The 19,315-nt window shown below is 47.3% G+C and carries 23 protein-coding genes, 1 rRNA gene and 2 other annotated features; all 24 genes read right to left on the bottom strand.

Going from position 1 to position 19,315, the window contains the following annotated elements:
• Window positions 1-111 precede the first annotated feature (111 nt).
• Window positions 112-708, bottom strand: coding sequence for a class I SAM-dependent methyltransferase (locus KNO99_RS14100; protein WP_074032423.1), 597 nt, complete (start codon window positions 706-708; stop codon window positions 112-114).
• 79 nt (window positions 709-787) lie between these two features.
• Window positions 788-1,156: a 50S ribosomal protein L7/L12 gene (rplL, locus tag KNO99_RS14095; protein ID WP_074032420.1), complete on the bottom strand. Its 369-nt coding sequence runs from the start codon at window positions 1,154-1,156 to the stop codon at window positions 788-790.
• A gap of 60 nt (window positions 1,157-1,216) precedes the next feature.
• A complete protein-coding gene (gene rplJ / locus KNO99_RS14090) occupies window positions 1,217-1,723 on the bottom strand; it encodes a 50S ribosomal protein L10 (protein WP_214697119.1) in 507 nt (168 codons plus the stop codon).
• Between the two features lie 44 nt (window positions 1,724-1,767).
• Window positions 1,768-1,921: a sequence feature (ribosomal protein L10 leader region), on the bottom strand.
• A 59-nt stretch (window positions 1,922-1,980) separates the two neighbouring features.
• Window positions 1,981-2,667, bottom strand: a complete 687-nt coding sequence (rplA, locus tag KNO99_RS14085) for a 50S ribosomal protein L1 (RefSeq protein ID WP_074032415.1) — start codon at window positions 2,665-2,667, stop codon at window positions 1,981-1,983.
• 94 nt (window positions 2,668-2,761) lie between these two features.
• On the bottom strand, window positions 2,762-3,187 hold the full coding sequence (rplK, locus tag KNO99_RS14080) for a 50S ribosomal protein L11 (protein ID WP_012727690.1): 426 nt from the start codon (window positions 3,185-3,187) through the stop codon (window positions 2,762-2,764).
• 147 nt (window positions 3,188-3,334) lie between these two features.
• Window positions 3,335-3,886 (bottom strand): transcription termination/antitermination protein NusG, encoded by a 552-nt coding sequence (gene nusG / locus KNO99_RS14075; protein WP_012727691.1) that lies wholly within the window; start codon window positions 3,884-3,886, stop codon window positions 3,335-3,337.
• A gap of 16 nt (window positions 3,887-3,902) precedes the next feature.
• On the bottom strand, window positions 3,903-4,073 hold the full coding sequence (gene secE, locus KNO99_RS14070; RefSeq protein WP_074032412.1) for a preprotein translocase subunit SecE: 171 nt from the start codon (window positions 4,071-4,073) through the stop codon (window positions 3,903-3,905).
• 34 nt (window positions 4,074-4,107) lie between these two features.
• A complete protein-coding gene (rpmG, locus tag KNO99_RS14065) occupies window positions 4,108-4,254 on the bottom strand; it encodes a 50S ribosomal protein L33 (RefSeq protein WP_026824819.1) in 147 nt (48 codons plus the stop codon).
• Window positions 4,255-4,382: 128 nt separating this feature from the next.
• Window positions 4,383-5,024, bottom strand: a complete 642-nt coding sequence (gene sigH / locus KNO99_RS14060) for an RNA polymerase sporulation sigma factor SigH (protein ID WP_031421852.1) — start codon at window positions 5,022-5,024, stop codon at window positions 4,383-4,385.
• A gap of 209 nt (window positions 5,025-5,233) precedes the next feature.
• The gene (locus KNO99_RS14055; RefSeq protein ID WP_214749780.1) at window positions 5,234-5,773 is read right to left on the bottom strand and encodes an NYN domain-containing protein; all 540 of its coding nucleotides are present in this window, start codon (window positions 5,771-5,773) and stop codon (window positions 5,234-5,236) included.
• Window positions 5,770-6,519: a 23S rRNA (guanosine(2251)-2'-O)-methyltransferase RlmB gene (gene rlmB, locus KNO99_RS14050; protein WP_074032495.1), complete on the bottom strand. Its 750-nt coding sequence runs from the start codon at window positions 6,517-6,519 to the stop codon at window positions 5,770-5,772. The genes KNO99_RS14055 and rlmB overlap by 4 nt, the downstream gene beginning before the upstream one ends.
• A gap of 109 nt (window positions 6,520-6,628) precedes the next feature.
• Window positions 6,629-7,033: a Mini-ribonuclease 3 gene (locus tag KNO99_RS14045; protein ID WP_074032405.1), complete on the bottom strand. Its 405-nt coding sequence runs from the start codon at window positions 7,031-7,033 to the stop codon at window positions 6,629-6,631.
• Window positions 7,030-8,427 carry a cysteine--tRNA ligase gene (gene cysS, locus KNO99_RS14040; RefSeq protein WP_214749777.1) on the bottom strand — a complete coding sequence of 466 codons (1,398 nt, stop codon included), beginning with the start codon at window positions 8,425-8,427 and terminating at the stop codon, window positions 7,030-7,032. Before cysS ends, KNO99_RS14045 begins: the two co-directional genes overlap by 4 nt.
• Entirely contained in the window at window positions 8,396-9,085 is a 690-nt protein-coding gene (gene cysE / locus KNO99_RS14035) for a serine O-acetyltransferase (RefSeq protein ID WP_012727699.1), read from the bottom strand. Before cysE ends, cysS begins: the two co-directional genes overlap by 32 nt.
• A gap of 51 nt (window positions 9,086-9,136) precedes the next feature.
• Window positions 9,137-9,344: a binding site (T-box leader), on the bottom strand.
• The gene (gltX, locus tag KNO99_RS14030; RefSeq protein ID WP_214749803.1) at window positions 9,341-10,798 is read right to left on the bottom strand and encodes a glutamate--tRNA ligase; all 1,458 of its coding nucleotides are present in this window, start codon (window positions 10,796-10,798) and stop codon (window positions 9,341-9,343) included. It overlaps the preceding feature by 4 nt.
• Before the next feature lie 45 nt (window positions 10,799-10,843).
• The gene (gene ispF / locus KNO99_RS14025; RefSeq protein ID WP_074032390.1) at window positions 10,844-11,317 is read right to left on the bottom strand and encodes a 2-C-methyl-D-erythritol 2,4-cyclodiphosphate synthase; all 474 of its coding nucleotides are present in this window, start codon (window positions 11,315-11,317) and stop codon (window positions 10,844-10,846) included.
• Window positions 11,314-11,994 carry a 2-C-methyl-D-erythritol 4-phosphate cytidylyltransferase gene (gene ispD / locus KNO99_RS14020; protein WP_214749800.1) on the bottom strand — a complete coding sequence of 227 codons (681 nt, stop codon included), beginning with the start codon at window positions 11,992-11,994 and terminating at the stop codon, window positions 11,314-11,316. The genes ispF and ispD overlap by 4 nt, the downstream gene beginning before the upstream one ends.
• Window positions 11,995-12,050: 56 nt before the next feature.
• Window positions 12,051-13,115: a PIN/TRAM domain-containing protein gene (locus tag KNO99_RS14015; protein ID WP_074032388.1), complete on the bottom strand. Its 1,065-nt coding sequence runs from the start codon at window positions 13,113-13,115 to the stop codon at window positions 12,051-12,053.
• A gap of 113 nt (window positions 13,116-13,228) precedes the next feature.
• A complete protein-coding gene (radA, locus tag KNO99_RS14010; protein ID WP_074032385.1) occupies window positions 13,229-14,605 on the bottom strand; it encodes a DNA repair protein RadA in 1,377 nt (458 codons plus the stop codon).
• Between the two features lie 57 nt (window positions 14,606-14,662).
• Window positions 14,663-17,098: an ATP-dependent Clp protease ATP-binding subunit gene (gene clpC, locus KNO99_RS14005; RefSeq protein ID WP_214697112.1), complete on the bottom strand. Its 2,436-nt coding sequence runs from the start codon at window positions 17,096-17,098 to the stop codon at window positions 14,663-14,665.
• Window positions 17,099-17,122: 24 nt separating this feature from the next.
• On the bottom strand, window positions 17,123-18,166 hold the full coding sequence (locus tag KNO99_RS14000; RefSeq protein WP_214697110.1) for a protein arginine kinase: 1,044 nt from the start codon (window positions 18,164-18,166) through the stop codon (window positions 17,123-17,125).
• Window positions 18,166-18,600, bottom strand: coding sequence for a UvrB/UvrC motif-containing protein (locus KNO99_RS13995; protein WP_214697108.1), 435 nt, complete (start codon window positions 18,598-18,600; stop codon window positions 18,166-18,168). Before KNO99_RS13995 ends, KNO99_RS14000 begins: the two co-directional genes overlap by 1 nt.
• Window positions 18,601-18,605: 5 nt before the next feature.
• Window positions 18,606-19,082 (bottom strand): CtsR family transcriptional regulator, encoded by a 477-nt coding sequence (locus tag KNO99_RS13990; RefSeq protein WP_214697106.1) that lies wholly within the window; start codon window positions 19,080-19,082, stop codon window positions 18,606-18,608.
• A gap of 150 nt (window positions 19,083-19,232) precedes the next feature.
• Window positions 19,233-19,315, bottom strand: a 5S ribosomal RNA gene (rrf, locus tag KNO99_RS15540); the annotation flags it as partial.

The following is a 19,315-nucleotide window of genomic DNA, read 5'->3' as shown; positions in this document are numbered from 1 at the left end:
TTCCGTCTCTAAAAAGCAGCAGACACGGCAGTTTCAAGCGAATTCCATTCCAATGGCATTTTATAATGTTAGCATATACGTTATGGCGAGTCAACAAGACTTCACCGTTTGTCAAGACCGAATTGCTCGGAAAATAAAGTAACCTTTTTCTTTCGCAATCGTTTCGACTTGACCAAACACCTCTTCTAATAATTTCTTAGCAGAAGGCGCTCCTTGTTTTTTCTGAATGACGACATAGATTGCTCCTCCATCGACCAAATGCGCATGTGCTTCACGCAAGATCGTATGGACGACTTGTTTCCCCGCACGAATCGGCGGATTGGTGACAATGGCGGCAAACCGTTCTCCCCCCACCGCGTCATACGCGTGAGAAAGTCGTGTTTCGACCGTCACTCCATTACGGGCGGCGTTTTGCTCAGAGAGCGCCAGCGCACGCTCATTCACATCGATGAGCAAGGCTTCACGCCCAGAGGCATCGGCAAGCGAGATCCCCATCGGACCATAGCCACAGCCTACATCTAAAATACGACCTGAGACATCAGGCACTTCAAACGACTCAATTAAAAGACGCGACCCAAAATCGACTGATCCTTTCGAGAACACACCGCGGTCCGAAGTGAAATGATACTGTTTCCCTCGCAACTCGTACGTCCATGTCTCCGGGGCACTTTCCGAACGTGGATCGTTCGTATAGTAATGATCTCCCATGCGTTGAACCTCCTAACCCTTTCTTCAAGGAAATAAAAGAAGCTCGCCATGGCGAGCTTCTATAGGTTGTGAAGTTGAATTACTTAACTTCAACAGATGCGCCAGCTTCTTCAAGCTTAGCTTTGATTGACTCAGCGTCTTCTTTAGAAACGCCTTCTTTGACTGGAGCTGGAGTTCCGTCAACGAGTGCTTTTGCTTCTTTAAGGCCGAGACCTGTGATTTCACGAACAGCTTTGATGACGTTGATTTTACCAGCGCCAGCGTTTGTGAGTACTACGTCGAATTCAGTTTTCTCTTCAGCTGCTGCGCCTGCGCCAGCACCTGCAACTGCTACTGGAGCTGCTGCTGATACGCCGAATTCTTCTTCGATTGTTTTTACGAGTTCGTTAAGTTCGAGAACCGTCATTGATTTGAGGTCTTCGATGAATTGCTCTTTGTTGAAAGCCATTATGGTTTTCCTCCTTTGATGTTGTGAAAAAGTTTTTTGAGTTACGCTACGCGACAAAAATTAAGCTGATTGCTCTTCTTTTTGTTCTGCGATTGCGTTTGTTGCGACTGCGAGCCCACGGATTGGAGCTTGAAGTACGCTGAGAAGCATCGAGAGAAGACCATCGCGTGATGGAAGTTCTGCAAGGGCTTTGATTTCTTCGAGTGAAGTCACTTTGCCTTCGATGATTCCGCCTTTGAGTTCGAGCGCTTTGTGCTCTTTCGAGAAGTCGTTCAAGATCTTCGCTGGAGCAACAACGTCTTCGTTAGAGAAGGCGATTGCTGTAGGACCAGTGAAGACTTCGTCAAGACCTTCGAAGTTCGACTGAGTAGCTGCGCGGCGAAGAAGACCGTTCTTGTAAACTTTGAACTCGATTCCAGCGTCACGGAGTGATTTACGGAGTGTAGTCACTTCTTCAACTGTAAGTCCACGGTAGTCAACAACAACTGTTCCAACGCTCGCTTGCATTTTCTCAGCGATTTCATCGACGAGTGCCGATTTCTGAGCTACGATTTTTTCGTTTGCCATGTGTTTGCACCTCCTAGTCAATTCTTATACCGGACGAGAGGCTGCTCTCCAAAAGAAATCCCTCGTATGAAGACATACGAGGGCGTAATTGTTTGAAAGTAAACCTGTGACAACAGGCTCAAGTTCGAGCAAAGACACCTCGGAAGGGTTTACGGACCGATGTCCACCTTCTGTCTACGGTAATCCAACATATTCGGTTGAACGTGTATTACTTTAACAGCGGCGTCACACGTTGTCAACAATTTATTTCAACAAGATTACTTAAGGAAATCCGCAGTCGCTACACGGATCCCAGGACCCATTGTAGATGAAAGCGCGATGTTTTTAAGGTAAGTTCCTTTTGCAGTAGCAGGCTTCACTTTCATGAGTGTTTCGAGGATTGTCTCGATGTTCTCAGTAAGTTTAGATGCTTCAAATGATTTCTTACCAACTGGAACGTGGATGTTACCAGCTTTATCAACACGGTATTCAACTTTACCAGCTTTGATATCCGCGATTGCTTTTTCTACGTCAAAAGTAACTGTTCCTGTTTTCGGGTTAGGCATGAGGCCTTTAGGTCCGAGAACACGACCGAGTTTACCAACTTCACCCATCATGTCAGGTGTCGCAACGATTACATCGAAGTCGAACCATCCTTGTTGGATTTTGTTGATGTACTCAGCATCGCCAACGTAGTCTGCACCAGCAGCTTCCGCTTCTTTCACTTTCTCACCTTTTGCGAAGACGAGAACTTTTTGTGTTTTACCAGTACCGTGTGGAAGTACAACGGCACCACGGATTTGTTGGTCTGCTTTCTTCGGATCTACGCCGAGACGGACAGCAACTTCGATTGTTTCATCGAATTTAGCAGTAGCTGTTTTTTGAACGAGCTCGACAGCTTCAGCGAGGTCGTATGACTTCGTGCGGTCAACAAGCTTAGCTGCTTCTTGGTGTTTTTTACCCATGATCTTTTCCTCCTTGTGGTTAGCGGAATTTCCTCCCACATAATGAAGGGATTGAAGGTGAGCAGTATTCACCGACAACCCCAGAGACTAACAATTAGTCTTCGATTACAATACCCATACTACGTGCAGTACCTTCAACCATAAGCATCGCTGTTTCTACAGATGATGCGTTAAGGTCAGGCATTTTAAGTTCAGCGATTTCGCGAACTTTGTCACGCTTAACCGTTGCTACTTTCTTACGGTTTGGTTCACCAGAACCACTCTCGATACCAGCAGCTTTCTTCAAGAGAACTGCAGCTGGTGGAGTTTTCGTAATAAATGTAAACGAACGATCTTCGTATACCGTGATGACTACAGGAATAATCAATCCGGCTTGGTCTTGTGTACGAGCGTTGAACTCTTTACAGAATCCCATGATGTTAACACCTGCTTGACCAAGTGCTGGACCTACTGGTGGTGCTGGGTTAGCTTTACCAGCTGGGATTTGAAGTTTAACGAGTTTAGAAACTTTTTTCGCCACGAGACACACCTCCTTAAGTCTAAAATGTGGTTTCTTGGACGTTGTGCGCCCTCCCACTCAATCTATTAGGTCGAGTTTGTACCGAAATATAGCACAACATCAAACATTTTCGATTGTACCATCCGTTTCACGGATTAGCAAGTGGGTTTAGTTAATTTTCTGAACTTGTTCGAAATCAAGCTCAATTTTTGTTTCGCGACCAAACATGTCGACCACGACTTTGAGCTTCTCTTTGTCGGCTTCAATCTCATCGATTGTCCCTTCAAAGTTCTCGAACGCGCCTTCTTTCACGCGGACAAGATCACCGAGCTCGTAGTTGTAACGATCTTTCTTCTCGATGAGTCCCATTTGTGACAAGACGTTTGTCACTTCGTCCGGTTGGAGCGGGATCGGTTTTGCCCCGCCGCCTGTTGAACCGAGGAAGCCGGTGACGTTAGGCGTGTTGCGGACAACATACCATGAATCGTCAGTCATGACCATCTCTACGAACACATAGCCCGGGAAGCTTTTGACTTCACGCTCTTTAATTTTCTTCTCGCCACTCTTTAATGTGACTTCTTCTTGCGTCGTTTCAGTCGGGACGAGGACGCGGAAAATTTTATCTTCCATGTTCATCGAACCGATTCGACGTTCTAGGTTTTCTTTGACGTTATTCTCAAAACCTGAGTACGTCTGGACAACAAACCATTGTTTCTCCACGGCTTTCACCTCTTCCTTAGTTAATCAATAAATTGACGAGATAGCTGACTCCAGTATCTACGCCGAACACGAACAGGCCAATCACGACAACAGTCGCGATGACGGTAACGGTATATTTCGTGAGTTCTTTACGAGTTGGCCAACTCGTTTTTTTCAACTCTTTCCATACGTCGCGCAAAAAGTTCATGGTAGCTTCCTCCTACATTGAATGCCAATCTACGTTACTTTGATTCTCGATGCATCGTATGCGCGTTACAGCGGCGACAAAACTTTTTCATTTCAAGCCGTGTCGACACACCATCTTTTTTTGTCGTCGAATACTCCCGAGACCCGCATTCTGAGCAAGCGAGACTTACTTTCTTTGCCATTCATAAGCGCCCCTTTCGACTAATCCCTCTTAAAAAAGAGCGAAAAAAAAACGCCTCCTGTAAATGGCGTCTACGGACAAGGCGCTGCTTTTAAAGTATCACATAGGAGGCACGCGGTCAATCATCGGTTAGCTCGTGAGCATCCGGACGTCAACATGACGTTCGAATTTCTTCTTCACACGCTGTAACGCATTATCAATCGATTTAACATGACGGTCTAGGTCGTCTGAAATCTCTTGATAAGAACGTCCGTCTAAATAAAGACGCAACACCTTCCGCTCGAGATCACTTAAAATCTCATCCATCTTCGCTTCCATAAACGTCTGTTCTTCTTGTGTCACGATGAGTTCTTGTGGATCCGTCGGATGTGGTGGCAAGATGACATCGAGTAACGTCCGATCCGACTCTTCATCAAAAATCGGTTTATCGAGTGACACATATGAGTTGAGCGGAATATGTTTTTGACGTGTCGCCGTCTTGATTGCCGTGATCATCTGACGTGTGATGCACATCTCGGCAAAACTTTTGAACGAGGCGAGTCGCTCGTCTTTATAGTCCCGCACCCCTTTATAGAGACCGATCATCCCTTCTTGGACGATATCCTCATGATCTGCACCAATCAAGAAATAAGAACGTGCTTTCGCGCGTACAAAATACCGGTATCGTTCAATCAAAAACTCAAGCGCGTCACTATCCCCTTCGTTGCGCGCCAATAAGACCAACTCTTCGTCTGACATTTTTTCAAACTGTTCGTACGGCCATCCGTTCATGCTCGTTACCCCCCGGCGATTGATCCTGAACTATGTAAGGTTGTGTCTCATTATAGGACTCCCTACTCCTATGCGTCAAACAAATTTCTAAAAATTCCGTCAATTAAATACTGTGTAACTCATATATGTAATAGTATACAACATTCCTCTGCAAAAAAATGTCAAAATCGAAACAAAGACGAGTCCATTTCATGAACTCGTCCGTGATTTCAATCACCTTTTGATTTACGACGTCGCATTTCTTCAAATCGTTCTTGAATATGCGGAGGAATATCGATCGTTTTTCGATTCGATTGTTCCTTCTCTAAAGAGAGGCGTTGTTGCTCAATCAGTGCTTTGGCATGCTTCCAATCTTTTAATAACTCGGTCGCAGGAACTCGTAAGGCACCTTGGCCGAAAATGACCCACTGCTCGGTGAAATCGTTCGTCGCAACGAATAGTGTGACGAGTCGGTTATCTACCAGTTCGTGCGCTCGCCGCTCAATCCACTCGTCCGCCGTCTCGTTCTCTTTCGTATAGACGACATCGACACGACTTCGTTTTTCTTTCGATTCACGACCGTAACGCATATGGGCATCGAAGACGATGGTGACTTCTTTTCCAGATACGGCCTGATATTCCGCCATCGCTTCAATTAACAAATTGCGCGCTTGATCAAAATCCATATCGCGCAAACTTCTTAAATGCGGCCACGCCCCGATGATGTTATATCCGTCGACAAGAAGGAGCTCGCGCTTTTGGATACTCATGCTAACGGGTTACGTGAGCGATGCACTTCATACAGAAGGAGTGCCGCTGCAACAGATGCATTGAGTGACGTGACATGACCAACCATTGGTAAATGAACGAGGAAATCGCATGATTCACGTACGAGTCGGCTCATTCCTTTACCTTCACTTCCGATGACCACGACAAGTGGCATATTCCCATCTAATCGACGATAGTCCTGACTCTCTTTCGCATCGGTCCCGACGACCCATAATCCTTTTTCTTTCAATTCTTCGAGTGTCCGCGTCAAATTCGTCACGCGCGCAACCGGGATATGCTCAATCGCCCCAGTCGAAGCTTTGGCGACTGTTTGAGTTAAACCGACCGAGCGGCGTTTCGGGATGATGATTCCATGTGCGCCGACAGCATCCGCAGTCCGTAAAATGGAACCGAGGTTATGTGGGTCCTCGAGTTCATCTAGTAAAATAAAGAGCGGTGTCTCTTCTTTTGAAGCGGCGAGTGCGAACATGTCCTCGATGGTTTTATATTCATAGGCCGCGACGGCTGCCACGACACCCTGATGATGTTCACTACCAGCCATCTTCTCAAGCTTTGTTTTCGGTACGAATGACACTTGAACGGATGCTTCATTCGCCATCGCAATGATTTGAGCGAGCGGGCCTTTTTGTTGCCCTTCCATGATAAATACTTTGTTCATGTCGCGACCGCTTCGAAGTGCTTCGAGTACAGGGTTTCGCCCGTAAAGGAAATCAATCCCTTCCTCCATCACGTCTACTTCCTTATAGTCCGGTCGTTCCGACTTTTGATGGCGTGAACGCTCTGGACGTTCCCCACGTGGGCGGTCAAACGTTCGTTTTTCCGCACCTCGTTTTCCGTCATGTCGTTTCGGTCGACTCGGCTTCGAGTCGTTCGAACGCTTGTTTGATGAGTTCTTCAAGACGATCCCTTCTTTCTGTTAAGTAGATATAGCCAATCAATGCCTCGAATGCTGTGGAATAACGATACGTATGGACGTCGACCCGCTTCGGAATCGAGCCTGATTTCGCATTTTTGCCACGTCTGACGACGGCTTGTTCTTCTTCCGTCAATACGTCCGTCTCTAGCCAATAGGTCACGACGCTCGCTTGCGCCCGCGCGTTCACATAACGGACGGCACCCCGATGCAAATCGTTCGGGCGCGTCAATCCTTGCTCGAGCAGTCTTTCTCGTACGGCCAATTCATATACCACGTCACCCATATAGGCGAGTGCGAGGGCATTCATTTGTTTCGGTTGCATCATAACCGCTTCCACCGAACCCCTTGGGCCGTGTCTTCGAGTTGGATGTTTTGTTCTTTCAGTAAATCACGAATCTCGTCAGCCCGGGCAAAGTTACGTGCCGCGCGTGCGTCGTTTCGTTCTTGAATCAATTGATCGATTTCGGCATCAAGCAGTTCTTTCTCTTCAGCGAGCGTCAATCCGAGCACACCTGTCAATTCGTCGAATAACGAGAGAACTTGTTCGAGTGTCGCTTTTGCCACATGATCCGCCTTGGCGTAAATGTTCGCTTCTCGTGCCAAGTCAAAGAGGACAGTCATCGCATTGGCCGTATTGATATCGTCATCCATCGATTCGATGAACGACGCCTTGATTGCTTCAAGTTTCCGCTCCATCGACTCGCTCGGTTCACCAAGTCCAGCCGTTACCGATAAACGATATTCGATGTTTTGATATGCTTCTTTGATTCGACTCCAACCGTTTGCCGCCTGTTCAATCAATTCACGGCTATAGTTGATCGGATGACGATAATGGACGGACAACATGAAGAAACGAAGAACCATTGGATCTACTTCTTTCAGCGCTTCGTGGACGAGAAGGAAGTTTCCAAGCGATTTGGACATTTTCTCATTTTCAATGTTGATGAATCCGTTATGCAACCAGTAGTTGGCGAACTTCGCATGGTTGCAAGCTTCTGACTGGGCAATCTCATTCTCGTGGTGTGGGAATTTTAAATCATGACCACCTGCATGGATATCGATCGTTGCCCCGAGATGCTTTTTCGCCATCGCCGAGCATTCGATATGCCAACCTGGTCGCCCTTTGCCCCATGGACTATCCCAAGAAGGTTCGTCCGGTTTAGCGGCTTTCCATAAGACGAAGTCGAGCGGGTCTTCTTTCTTTTCGCCGACATCGACACGCGAGCCTGCCCGTAAATCTTCAATCGATTGTTGACTTAGCTTCCCGTACGTCTCAAACTTCTTCGTCCGGAAATAAACGTCGCCTTCTGATTCATAAGCGAACCCTTCCGTCTCTAGTTGACGGATGAACTCGATGATCTCTTCCATCGTATCGGTAACACGCGGGTGAACGTCTGCCGGTTGCACGTTCAATGCTCCCGTATCGGCCAAATAAGCCTCAATATAACGATTCGTCAACGTCTCGGTGTCTTCCCCAAGTTCGTTCGCGGTACGAATGATCTTGTCGTCTACGTCCGTGAAGTTTAGGACGTATTTCACCTCATACCCACGATATGTCAAATAGCGACGAACCGTATCGAAGGCGATGGCCGGGCGGGCATTTCCGACATGGATGTAATTGTAGACGGTCGGTCCACACACATACATGGATACTTTCCCCGGAACGATTGGAACAAACGGTTCTTTTTTATTCGTGAGACTGTTGTACAGCTGAATCATGCGTTTTCTCCTCCATCCGCTTTTCAAGCGTCGCTAATTTTTGTTGTAGTTCATCCACTGCCGCTTCTAAGCGTTCTTGACACTCGCGGTCCGGATCTGGGAAACGATGATCGAGGTCATGTTGTTTCACACGCTTCCCGTTTCGAATGACGACACGACCCGGAATCCCGACGACGGTCGAATCAGACGGTACATCGTTCAAGACGACAGAACTTGCTCCGATTTTGACGCAATCGCCAACCGTAATGTTTCCAAGTACTTTCGCTCCTGCCGAGATGAGCACGTCACTCCCAATCGTCGGGTGACGCTTCCCTTTCTCTTTCCCTGTTCCTCCAAGTGTGACGCCTTGATAAATTGTCACGTCGTTCCCGATAATCGCCGTCTCTCCGATGACGACACCAAAACCGTGATCGATGAATACACGATCGCCGAGAACTGCTCCCGGATGAATTTCAATACCGGTCAACCAGCGACTGAACTGGGCCAATAACTTGGCCACAAGCTTCACGTTACGCTTCCATAATCCGTGCGCGATCCGATGTGCCCATATGGCGTGTAATCCTGGATACGTCAGTGCCACCTCTACTTTTGAACGGGCGGCAGGATCTAGTTCCAAGACAGTCCGCAAGTCTTCGCGTACACTGCTCCAAAATCCCATAATTGATATCTCCTTTTCGTATACAAAAACAAAGACGCCCCTGTGCCAAGGCACAGAGACGCCGTAAGCGCGGTTCCACTCTGTTTGGGAAAAAGTGTTCCCCTCTCAAGTCTCGTTAACGCCGAGTCACGGCCTCGACTACGTATCGCCGAGACGGCTCCGAGGTGCACTTCTTCGGGGGACACATCTAGAACTCCCAGCCTAGGTTCTAGTCTCTGCAAAGTGTCATACCGCTTACTTTCCTCATCGATGCCTTTATGCCAATAAAGTTGTCAGACGTTTCAAGACACGCTCTTTTCCGATTAACGAAATCGCGTTCGGGAGCTCTGGTCCATGTGTTTGTCCTGTCGTCGCGACACGGATTGGCATGAACAAGTTCTTCCCTTTTTGACCAGTTGCTTTTTGCGTTGCTTTCGTCGCCGCTTTAATCGCTTCTGGTGTGAAGTCTTCGATTCCTTCGAGTTGTTGTTTGAACTCTGCAAGGACAGTGGGAACCGTTTCCCCTGAAAGGACAGCGTTCGCTTCCTCGTCATACTCGATTTCATCTTTGAAGAACAAGTCCGTCAACGCGACAATCTCTGCTCCGTGCGTCATTTGTTCTTTATACAATGCAATCAAGCTTGTTGCCCAATCTGCTTCCTCGACAGATACCGCCTCGGGTAATCGTCCTGCTTCTTGTAAGAATGGTAAACTGAGTGCCACTACTTCGTCAAGCGTGGCCTTCTTCATGTATACACTGTTGATCCAAGAAAGTTTTTGTTGGTCAAACACAGCTGGACTCTTCGACAAGCGGTTCGCATCAAACATTTGAATGAACTCTTCTTTCGAGAAGATTTCTTCTTCTCCGACTGGTGACCAGCCAAGAAGAGAAATGAAGTTGAAGAGCGCTGCTGGCAGGTAGCCAAGATCCGCATATTGTTCAATGAACTGGATGATCGATTCATCACGTTTTGACAATTTCTTATGTTGATCGTTATAGATGAGCGTCATGTGACCGAATTCAGGATATTCCCATCCAAGCGCGTCATATACCATCATCTGTTTTGGTGTGTTTGCGATGTGGTCGTCTCCACGCAAGACGTGGCTGATCTTCATCAAGTGGTCGTCGACAACAACAGCAAAGTTGTAAGTCGGAATGCCATCTTGTTTCACGATGACCCAATCACCAAAGTCTTTCGACTCGAATGAGACATCGCCTTTGACGACATCCGTCCATTTATACGTCACGCCTTCCGGCACGCGAATTCGAATTGACGGCTTGCGGCCCTCTGCTTCAAACGCTTCACGTTCTTCGACAGTCAGATTGCGGTGCGCACCAGAATAACGCGGTGCTTCGCCGCGCGCGATTTGTGCTTCACGCTCTGCTTCGAGCTCCTCTGATGTCATATAGCATTTATAAGCAAGACCTTTGCTCATCAATTCGTTGACGTATTTCTCATATAGTGAAAGACGTTCCATTTGATAATATGGACCGTAGTCTCCATCACGACCAGGACCTTCATCCCAATCGATTCCGAGCCACTCCAAATACTTCATTTGACTCTCGACACCGTTTAATACATTTCGTTTCTGGTCAGTATCTTCAATTCGAAGAATCAATTTCCCGCCTGCATGACGAGCAAATAAGTAGTTAAATAACGCAGTCCGCGCATTTCCGATGTGGAGATGCCCCGTCGGACTAGGCGCATAGCGTACACGCACTTCACTCATAATAGTTCCACCTTTCTTCTCTTCTGCCCAAATAGTATACCATTTCTGTCAAGCCCGGTTGAGTAAGATGACCGCTTGCGCCGCGATTCCTTCTTCACGTCCTGTGAAGCCGAGCTTCTCCGTCGTCGTCGCTTTCACGTTCACCTGTTCGATGTCCGCTTCGAGTAGGTCGGCAATGACCGCTCGCATCTCATCAATATAAGGACGTAGCTTCGGACGTTGTGCCATGACGGTCGCGTCCACATTTCCGAGGACATACCCCTCATCCTTCACAAGTTGCCATACGTGGCGAAGTAATTCTTTCGAATCCGCATCTTTAAATTCCGGGTCCGTATCAGGGAAATGCTTCCCGATGTCACCTGCCGCAATCGCTCCAAGCGCTGCATCGGCAATCGTATGGAGTAACACATCCGCATCGGAATGACCGAGTAGACCACGTTCATGTGGAATCTCAATTCCTCCTAAAATTAATGGACGTCCTTCCGCAAATGCGTGTACATCAAATCCTTGACCAATTCTCATTGTAAGTCCTCCCTCGCTAAAATCGCATCACCAAACAGTAAATCCTCCGGCGTCGTCATCTTAATATTATGATAGTCTCCAAGAACGACTTGTACCGTTTCACCAAGCCATTCGAATAAACTCGCATCGTCCGTTCCCATCATCTGTTGTTCGACCGCTCGTTCATGTGCCGCCAAGATCGCCTTGGCCTGAAAAGCTTGCGGCGTTTGCGCCAACCATAGATTTTCCCGAGGAACCGTTCGTTCGATTTGATGACGTCCGACTTGTTTAACTGTGTCTTTGACCGGTACTGCTAAAATGGCGCCACCTTGTAACGCCGCTTCTGCCACTTGATGCAGCTGTTCACGTTTTACAAACGGACGGGCACCGTCATGAATCATCACAATCGTATCGGGTGCAACCACCTTAAGCCCCGCATGGACACTCTGTTGTCGTTCTTCCCCACCTGTTACATATGTAATCGGTGTTTCGACTTGTGCCGTGATCGCTTCAAACCAGTCACGTTCCTCTGGACGAATCGCCAAAACAATCCGTTCACACCAAGGATCGGTATCGAACGCTTGTAACGTCCACGTGATAATCGGTTTGTCACGGAGCGACAACATGAGTTTGTTCGCATCCGCTCCCATTCGTTTCCCTCTTCCCGCAGCCGGGATCACAACTGTATAAGATACTATGCTAAACACCTCTCTTCGTGAAAAAAGAGAGCGCTCACGCGTCTCTTTTTTGTTCGTTATTCAGGACGAGCAAAAATCATTCGGCCTGCAGATGTCTGCAGCACACTCGTCACGACGACAGGAAGCGTCTTCGAGATCAACTTACGTCCACCTTCCACGACGACCATCGTCCCGTCTTCGAGATAGGCAACACCTTGATTTTGCTCTTTTCCTTCTTTAATGACAGTGACGACCATCTCTTCGCCAGGGATGACGATTTGCTTGACGGCATTCGCTAAGTCATTGATGTTCAAGACTGGAACATTTCGTACTTCGCAGACTTTGTTTAAGTTGTAGTCGTTCGTGACGACAATCCCATTTTTCAACTCTGCCAACTTGATTAATTTGATATCGACTTCTGGTACATCTTCAAAGTCCCCATCATAAATTTCAACTTGGATTCGCTTGTTTTCTTGCAGTTCTTTTAAAATATCAAGTCCACGACGACCACGGTTTCGTTTCAACGTATCCGATGAATCCGCGATATATTGAAGTTCTCCGATGACGAACTGCGGAACAATCAATGTGCCTTCCACAAATCCGGTCGTGGCGATATCTGCGATACGACCGTCAATAATGACGCTCGTGTCTAAGATTTTATCATTCGAACGTTGTACCGGTTCAGCTGCCGGTTTCTCCCGCTCACTCTTTACAAATAGTTTAATCCATTCGTTACGCTTCCGATACCCGACCGCGAAACCGAAGTAACCAAACAGTGCCGTCACAAAGATCGGAACGATCTTACTCAGTAAGAAAATGTTCGTTACTTCAAGCGAGACACTGATCAAAAAGGCAATCAAGAGCCCGATAATGAGGCCGATCGAACCGAATAAAATATCCCCTACCGGTAAACGGACGAGCCGTTCTTCGACAAAACGAATAAATGCAACAACACCATCGGTTAAGAATAAACTAAGAATGAAGAAGATAAGTCCACCAATCAAACTTGCTACGTATGGAATCGTTAACCATTCCGGCACATTCATGCCGAGGTCTCCTAATAATAACGTCGCTTCGATAATTCCGAACCAACCTACGACGAGACCAATCAAAATAAATCCGATTCGTACAGCAATCTTCACTCATTCCACCTCCTTCTATATGAAATAAAATTTCAAAAATAACACTTTCATTGTAACATGGTTTTTTCAATCACGTTCGTTACAAAGCGTTAAAAACTGCCATTGGCGTCCCGTTAAAACGGGATCGCCAACTGCAGTGCTTCGTCCACCGTTCCGACGCCGACCACTTCAATTCCTGCCGGAGCGGTCCATCCACCCATGTTGTTTTTCGGAATGATGGCACGTGTGAATCCTAATTTTGCAGCTTCGGCGACACGTTGTTCAATCCGTGATACGCGTCGCACTTCTCCAGTCAATCCGACTTCACCGATGCAGACATCCGTCGGACGAGTCGGGCGGTCACGGAAACTCGAGGCAATCGAGACACAAATCGCGAGGTCAATCGCAGGCTCATCTAGTTTGACGCCACCCGCCGCTTTTAAGTAGGCGTCTTGTGTCTGAAGCAATAAGCCAGAGCGTTTCTCAAGGACGGCCATCAGAAGCGCGACCCGGTTTTGGTCGATTCCCGTCGCCATACGTCTCGGGTTACCGAATGATGTTGGCGAGATGAGTGCTTGTAGTTCGACGAGCACTGTCCTTGTCCCTTCCATCGAAGCGACGACCGTCGAACCGGAAACACCGGCAGTTCGTTCTTCTAAAAAGATTTCGGACGGGTTGAGAACTTCTTCTAGCCCACTCTCTTTCATCTCGAAGATCCCGATTTCGTTCGTTGAACCGAAACGGTTTTTCACCGCGCGTAAAATACGGAACGTATGATGACGCTCCCCTTCAAAGTAAAGGACCGCATCGACCATGTGCTCGAGTAAACGTGGGCCCGCAATCGATCCTTGTTTCGTTACGTGACCGACGATGAACACAGCAATCCCTCGTGTTTTGGCAATCTTCATGAGCGCTGCCGTACATTCTCGTACTTGTGACACACTTCCTGGCGCCGATTGAATCTCATCCATATATACCGTCTGAATCGAGTCGATGATGACAAACCCGGGTTGTTCTTCATCAATGACGCGTTCGATCATCAACATGTCTGTCTCAGCGAGCACAAATAAGTCTTCGGTCGGTAAGCCGAGACGTTCCGCTCGTAGTTTCGTCTGTTTGAGGGATTCTTCACCTGAGATATAGAGCACTTTTTTACCACTATGGGCTAGGTGTGCACTGACCTGTAACAGAATCGTCGACTTCCCGATTCCCGGGTCCCCGCCGACTAAGACGAGTGAGCCCGGCACGATCCCCCCACCGAGCACACGGTCAAATTCACGACTATTCGTGTGCACGCGTGTCTCTTCTTGTGAAACGACGTTTGCGAGTCGTTCTGGCTTCAATTGTCGGGATGAACTATGCACAAACGCTGCGCCACGTTTGGCTTTCTTCTCTTCGACGAACTCCTCAACGAGCGTATTCCATTCATTACAACCTGGACAACGTCCCATCCATTTGGCTGATTCATATCCACACGATTGGCAGACGTATTTCGTTTTAATTTTGGCCATAAGCTTCCTTCCCGTCTAAAAAAAGCTCCCTCATAAACAACGAGGGAGCTGAATGATTTACTGAACCACACCTTCGTTACGAACGACAAACTCTCCATCTTGTACGTCGAGCGCAACTTTACTGCCTTTAGCGATTGTGCCGCCAAGCATTGCTTCTGAGAGGCGATCTTCCACTTCTCGTTGAAGGGCACGACGGAGAGGGCGAGCCCCGTATTCCGGATCGTAGCCGACTTCGGCAATCTTGTCGAGCGCCGCATCCGTCAAGCTGAAATCAACACCTTGTTCGGCAAGACGTTTCTTGAGCGTCTCTGCCATAAGTTTGATGATTTCTTGAATGTGCTCTTTTTGAAGTGAATGGAAGACCGTGATTTCGTCAATCCGGTTCAAGAACTCAGGTCGGAACGCCTTTTTCAGTTCTTCGAGTACTTTATCCTTCATTTCCGTATACTCACGTTTCACGTCATCTTCGACTGTGAATCCAACGTATTTATTACGTTGAAGCGCTGCGGCCCCGACGTTTGACGTCATGATGATGACGGTGTTTCGGAAGTCGACCGTGCGACCTTTCGAATCCGTCAAGCGACCGTCGTCAAGCACTTGAAGTAAGATGTTGAACACTTCAGGGTGAGCCTTTTCAATTTCATCGAGAAGGATGACCGAGTATGGTTTCCGGCGTACCTTTTCTGTCAACTGACCGCCTTCTTCGTAACCGACATAACCAGGAGGCGAACCAACGAGACGGCTCGTCGCATGTTTTTCCATGTACTCTGACATGTCGATTCGAATAATCGCATCCTCATCCCCAAACATCGCTTCGGCAACTGCGCGAGCGAGTTCGGTTTTCCCGACTCCGGTAGGTCCGAGGAAGATGAATGAACCGATTGGACGTTTTGGATCTTTCAAGCCAGCCCGAGCCCGACGAATGGCGCGGGAAATCGATTTCACCGCATCGTCTTGACCGATGACACGGTTGTGAAGAATGGATTCGAGTTTGAGGAGACGGTCTGTCTCTTCTTCGGCAATCTTCGTGACCGGCACACCTGTCCAGTTTGCGACAACTTGAGCGATATCCTCTTTCGTCACTTCAAGTTTTTCGTTTCCTTGCTTGTTCTGCCATTCTGCTTTCAACTCTTCTAACTCATCGCGTAACTTTTGTTCTGTATCGCGGAGAGAAGCCGCTTTTTCAAACTCTTGACTTTGAACAGCAGAGTCTTTTTCTTTACGGATCGATTCAAGGCGTGACTCCAACTCTTTCAAGTTCGGTGGTGCCGTGAACGAGCGAAGTCGTACTTTTGATGCCGCCTCATCGACGAGGTCAATCGCTTTGTCCGGTAAGAAACGATCCGAGATGTAACGGTCAGACAGAACGACCGCCTCGTGAATCGCTGTGTCTGTAATCGTTACGCGGTGATGCGCTTCATAACGATCGCGCAACCCGAGTAGGATTTGTTCAGCTTCTTCTGTTGTCGGTTCATTTACTTGAATTGGTTGGAAGCGTCGTTCAAGCGCTGCATCTTTTTCGATGTACTTCCGGTATTCATCAAGTGTTGTCGCCCCGATACATTGAAGTTCACCACGAGCCAATGACGGCTTGAGGATGTTCGACGCATCAATCGCACCTTCTGCACCCCCCGCACCAATCAATGTGTGCAACTCGTCAATGAAGAGAATGACGTTTCCTGCCTGACGAATTTCATCCATTACTTTTTTCAATCGATCTTCGAACTCACCACGATATTTCGTACCTGCTACGAGTGTACCCATGTCGAGTACCATCACTCGTTTATTGCGAAGTGTTTCAGGTACTTCGTTGTTAATGATTTGTTGAGCGAGACCTTCGACTACTGCCGTTTTCCCGACACCTGGCTCTCCGATAAGAACCGGGTTGTTTTTCGTACGACGAGATAAGACTTCAATGACACGTTGAATCTCACCTGCGCGGCCGATGACCGGGTCTAAACGCGATTCACGTGCTTGTTGCGTCAAGTCGCGTGCCAACCCATCAAGTGTTGGGGTTGCAGCGCTCGCACCTGGTTGTGAAGCATTTGAAGAAGACTCCGTGTTACCGAGAAGCTGTAATACTTGTTGACGTGCTTTCGTCAAACTGATTCCAAGGTTATTGAGGACACGTGCCGCGACACCTTCGCCTTCACGAATCAATCCAAGAAGGATGTGCTCCGTTCCAACATATGAATGTCCTAGTTTACGTGCCTCATCCATCGAGAGTTCAATGACCTTTTTCGCACGTGGCGTGTAGTGAATCGTCGATCCATTCTCAGAACCGCGTCCAATCAATGATTCTACTTCTTGTTGAATTTTTTCAGAAGTCAATCCGAGAGCGAAGAGCGCTTTTGCCGCAATCCCTTCTCCTTCACGAACCAATCCTAATAAAATATGTTCTGTACCAATATTATGATGGCCAAGACGTACTGCTTCCTCTTGTGCTAAAGCCAATACGCGCTGTGCTCGTTCTGTAAATCGTCCAAACATCATTGACAAAACCTCCTTGTAGTTGGATCAAACTAAGCCTTGATCTAACGTTCGACGAACGAGGGTCGCTCGTTCTCGATCCCGTTCTTGCGTAGATAATGTTTTCCCGAAATGTTTTTGTAGAAAACCTGATTGTAGCCGAACAATGAGTTCATGGAACTTTGGTGGACTCCAATCAGACAAAATCCCTAGGTCACTCGCCAAATGTAAATCAGATAATCGTTCGATGGCTTCAGTAGAAGATAGTAACTTTGCATATCGCAAAATACCATATGATCGATAAAATTGATCTTCTAACTCTTCCTGTCGATTCGCAACGAGTTCTTCGCGCGCATGACGCTCTGCTTGAATCACTTGTTCTGTCACTTCCATAAAGTCAGCCAGTAACTGTGACTCGTGACTCCCTAATGTCCGTTGATTCGAAAGTTGGAACAAGCGACCCGCCGCATCACTACCTTCACCATAACGACCTCGAATCGTATAGCCCAATTTTCGAAGTTCTCGTAAGATTGGACTGATTCGTCCCGTTAAGGTGAGTCCCGGCAAGTGTAACATGACCGAGGCACGAAGTCCTGTTCCGATATTACTCGGACATGTCGTCAAATAGCCTAACTGTTCATCAAACGCATACGATAGGGATTCTGCACATAATGCATCAACTTGTTTCGCTAATTCAAACGCCTCTTTCACTTGATATCCTGGAAGTAGCGTTTGAATGCGTAAATGGTCTTCCTCATTAATCAATACACTGATGGTTTCATCTTCACTTAAAAAGACCGCACTCTCTTCATTGGTTGCAACGGCTGGGCTAATGAGGTGTTTCTCCATCAACGCCTGTCGTGTCACTTCATCATAATCACGCATATGAAGATATTCGAATCCTTTCAATCCACGTAAACGCCCTTCTAGACGATCGCAAAGCTGACGTTCTCCTTCTTTAGAAAGTACGGGAGAGAATACCGTGTCTTTGACATTACGCGCCAGTCGAATTCTTGTAGAAACGACCAAATCATCGAGCTTGGCACGTTCTTTCATTTTTGGACCAAGTGGATGTGTTAGGAAAGTTTCCATCAGACATCTCCCTGCCCTTCTAATTGCTTCATTTCTTTTTGAATGCGTGCTGCCCGTTCATAATCTTCTTGTTCGACAGCGCGGTTCAACTCCCCTGCCAACTTTTCGAGCCGTTCTTCAATCCGTTCATGTGGCGTGCGTAGCTGGTCAGGGATTGAACCGATATGATGATCATGTCCTTGTTGATATTGACGAGTGATTTTGATCAATTCATCCCGAAATACGGTATAACATGTAGCGCATCCTGCTTTTCGTACACGCAATAGGTCTTGGCGTGTCATCTGACAAGTCGGGCATCGCTTCACGACCGGTACATATCCTGTCATCAGTTCTACCGTACATTGTCGACATAATCGTTTTTTTACGGGTACATCTTGTTCCATCACAACGACTTCATTGACAGCAGGTCGTTGTTTACAACGTTCGCATAACATACGACTTATCCCCCATTACGATAACGAAGTACTTTCATCAGTGCCAGCAATTGTTGACGTCGAATAAAAGAACGATCATCAACTTGTAAGTTTAATGCTTCATCTGATAAGAGATGGTAAATCAATTGTGCTTCTTGTTCGTGCATCATTTGTTCTTCCACTAATCGCACGAGCACATTTTCAACGAGTTGTTCATTCAGACGTGGATGCTCATGAATGACATCCATCAAACTAGAGAGCACATCCTGTTTTTCATGTAAGATGACGCGTCGGATCCGAATATATCCACCGCCACCTCGTTTACTTTCTACTAAATATCCTTTTTCGACGGTAAAACGTGTGTTGATGACATAATTGATTTGGGATGGGACACATTCGAATCGTTGTGCGATGTCTTGACGTTTAATCTCGATCGCATTTGCCTGACTTTCCTTTAACACTTGCTTCAAATACTGTTCAATGACATCCGAAATATTTCTCATCTCCACCACCCTCTGACCATCTTTGACTTTTGACTATATTTTATCATTGATTTAAAAAAAGGCAAACGAAAAGCGATGCCCTCATAGAGAGCACCGCTAATCGATACAAAAAAACGACCGAGCGTATGCTCGGTCGTCCTCTCTGTTGTTGCCTGGCAACGTCCTATCCTCACAGGGGGAGATCCCCCAACTACTTTCGGCGCTGAGACGCTTAACTTCCGTGTTCGGCATGG

It is taken from the genome of Exiguobacterium sp. s189 (assembly GCF_018617615.1).
Classification (GTDB): domain Bacteria; phylum Bacillota; class Bacilli; order Exiguobacteriales; family Exiguobacteriaceae; genus Exiguobacterium; species Exiguobacterium aestuarii_A.
Note: the sequence above shows the minus strand (reverse complement) of the source record. Positions and strands in the feature narration are given on the sequence as shown.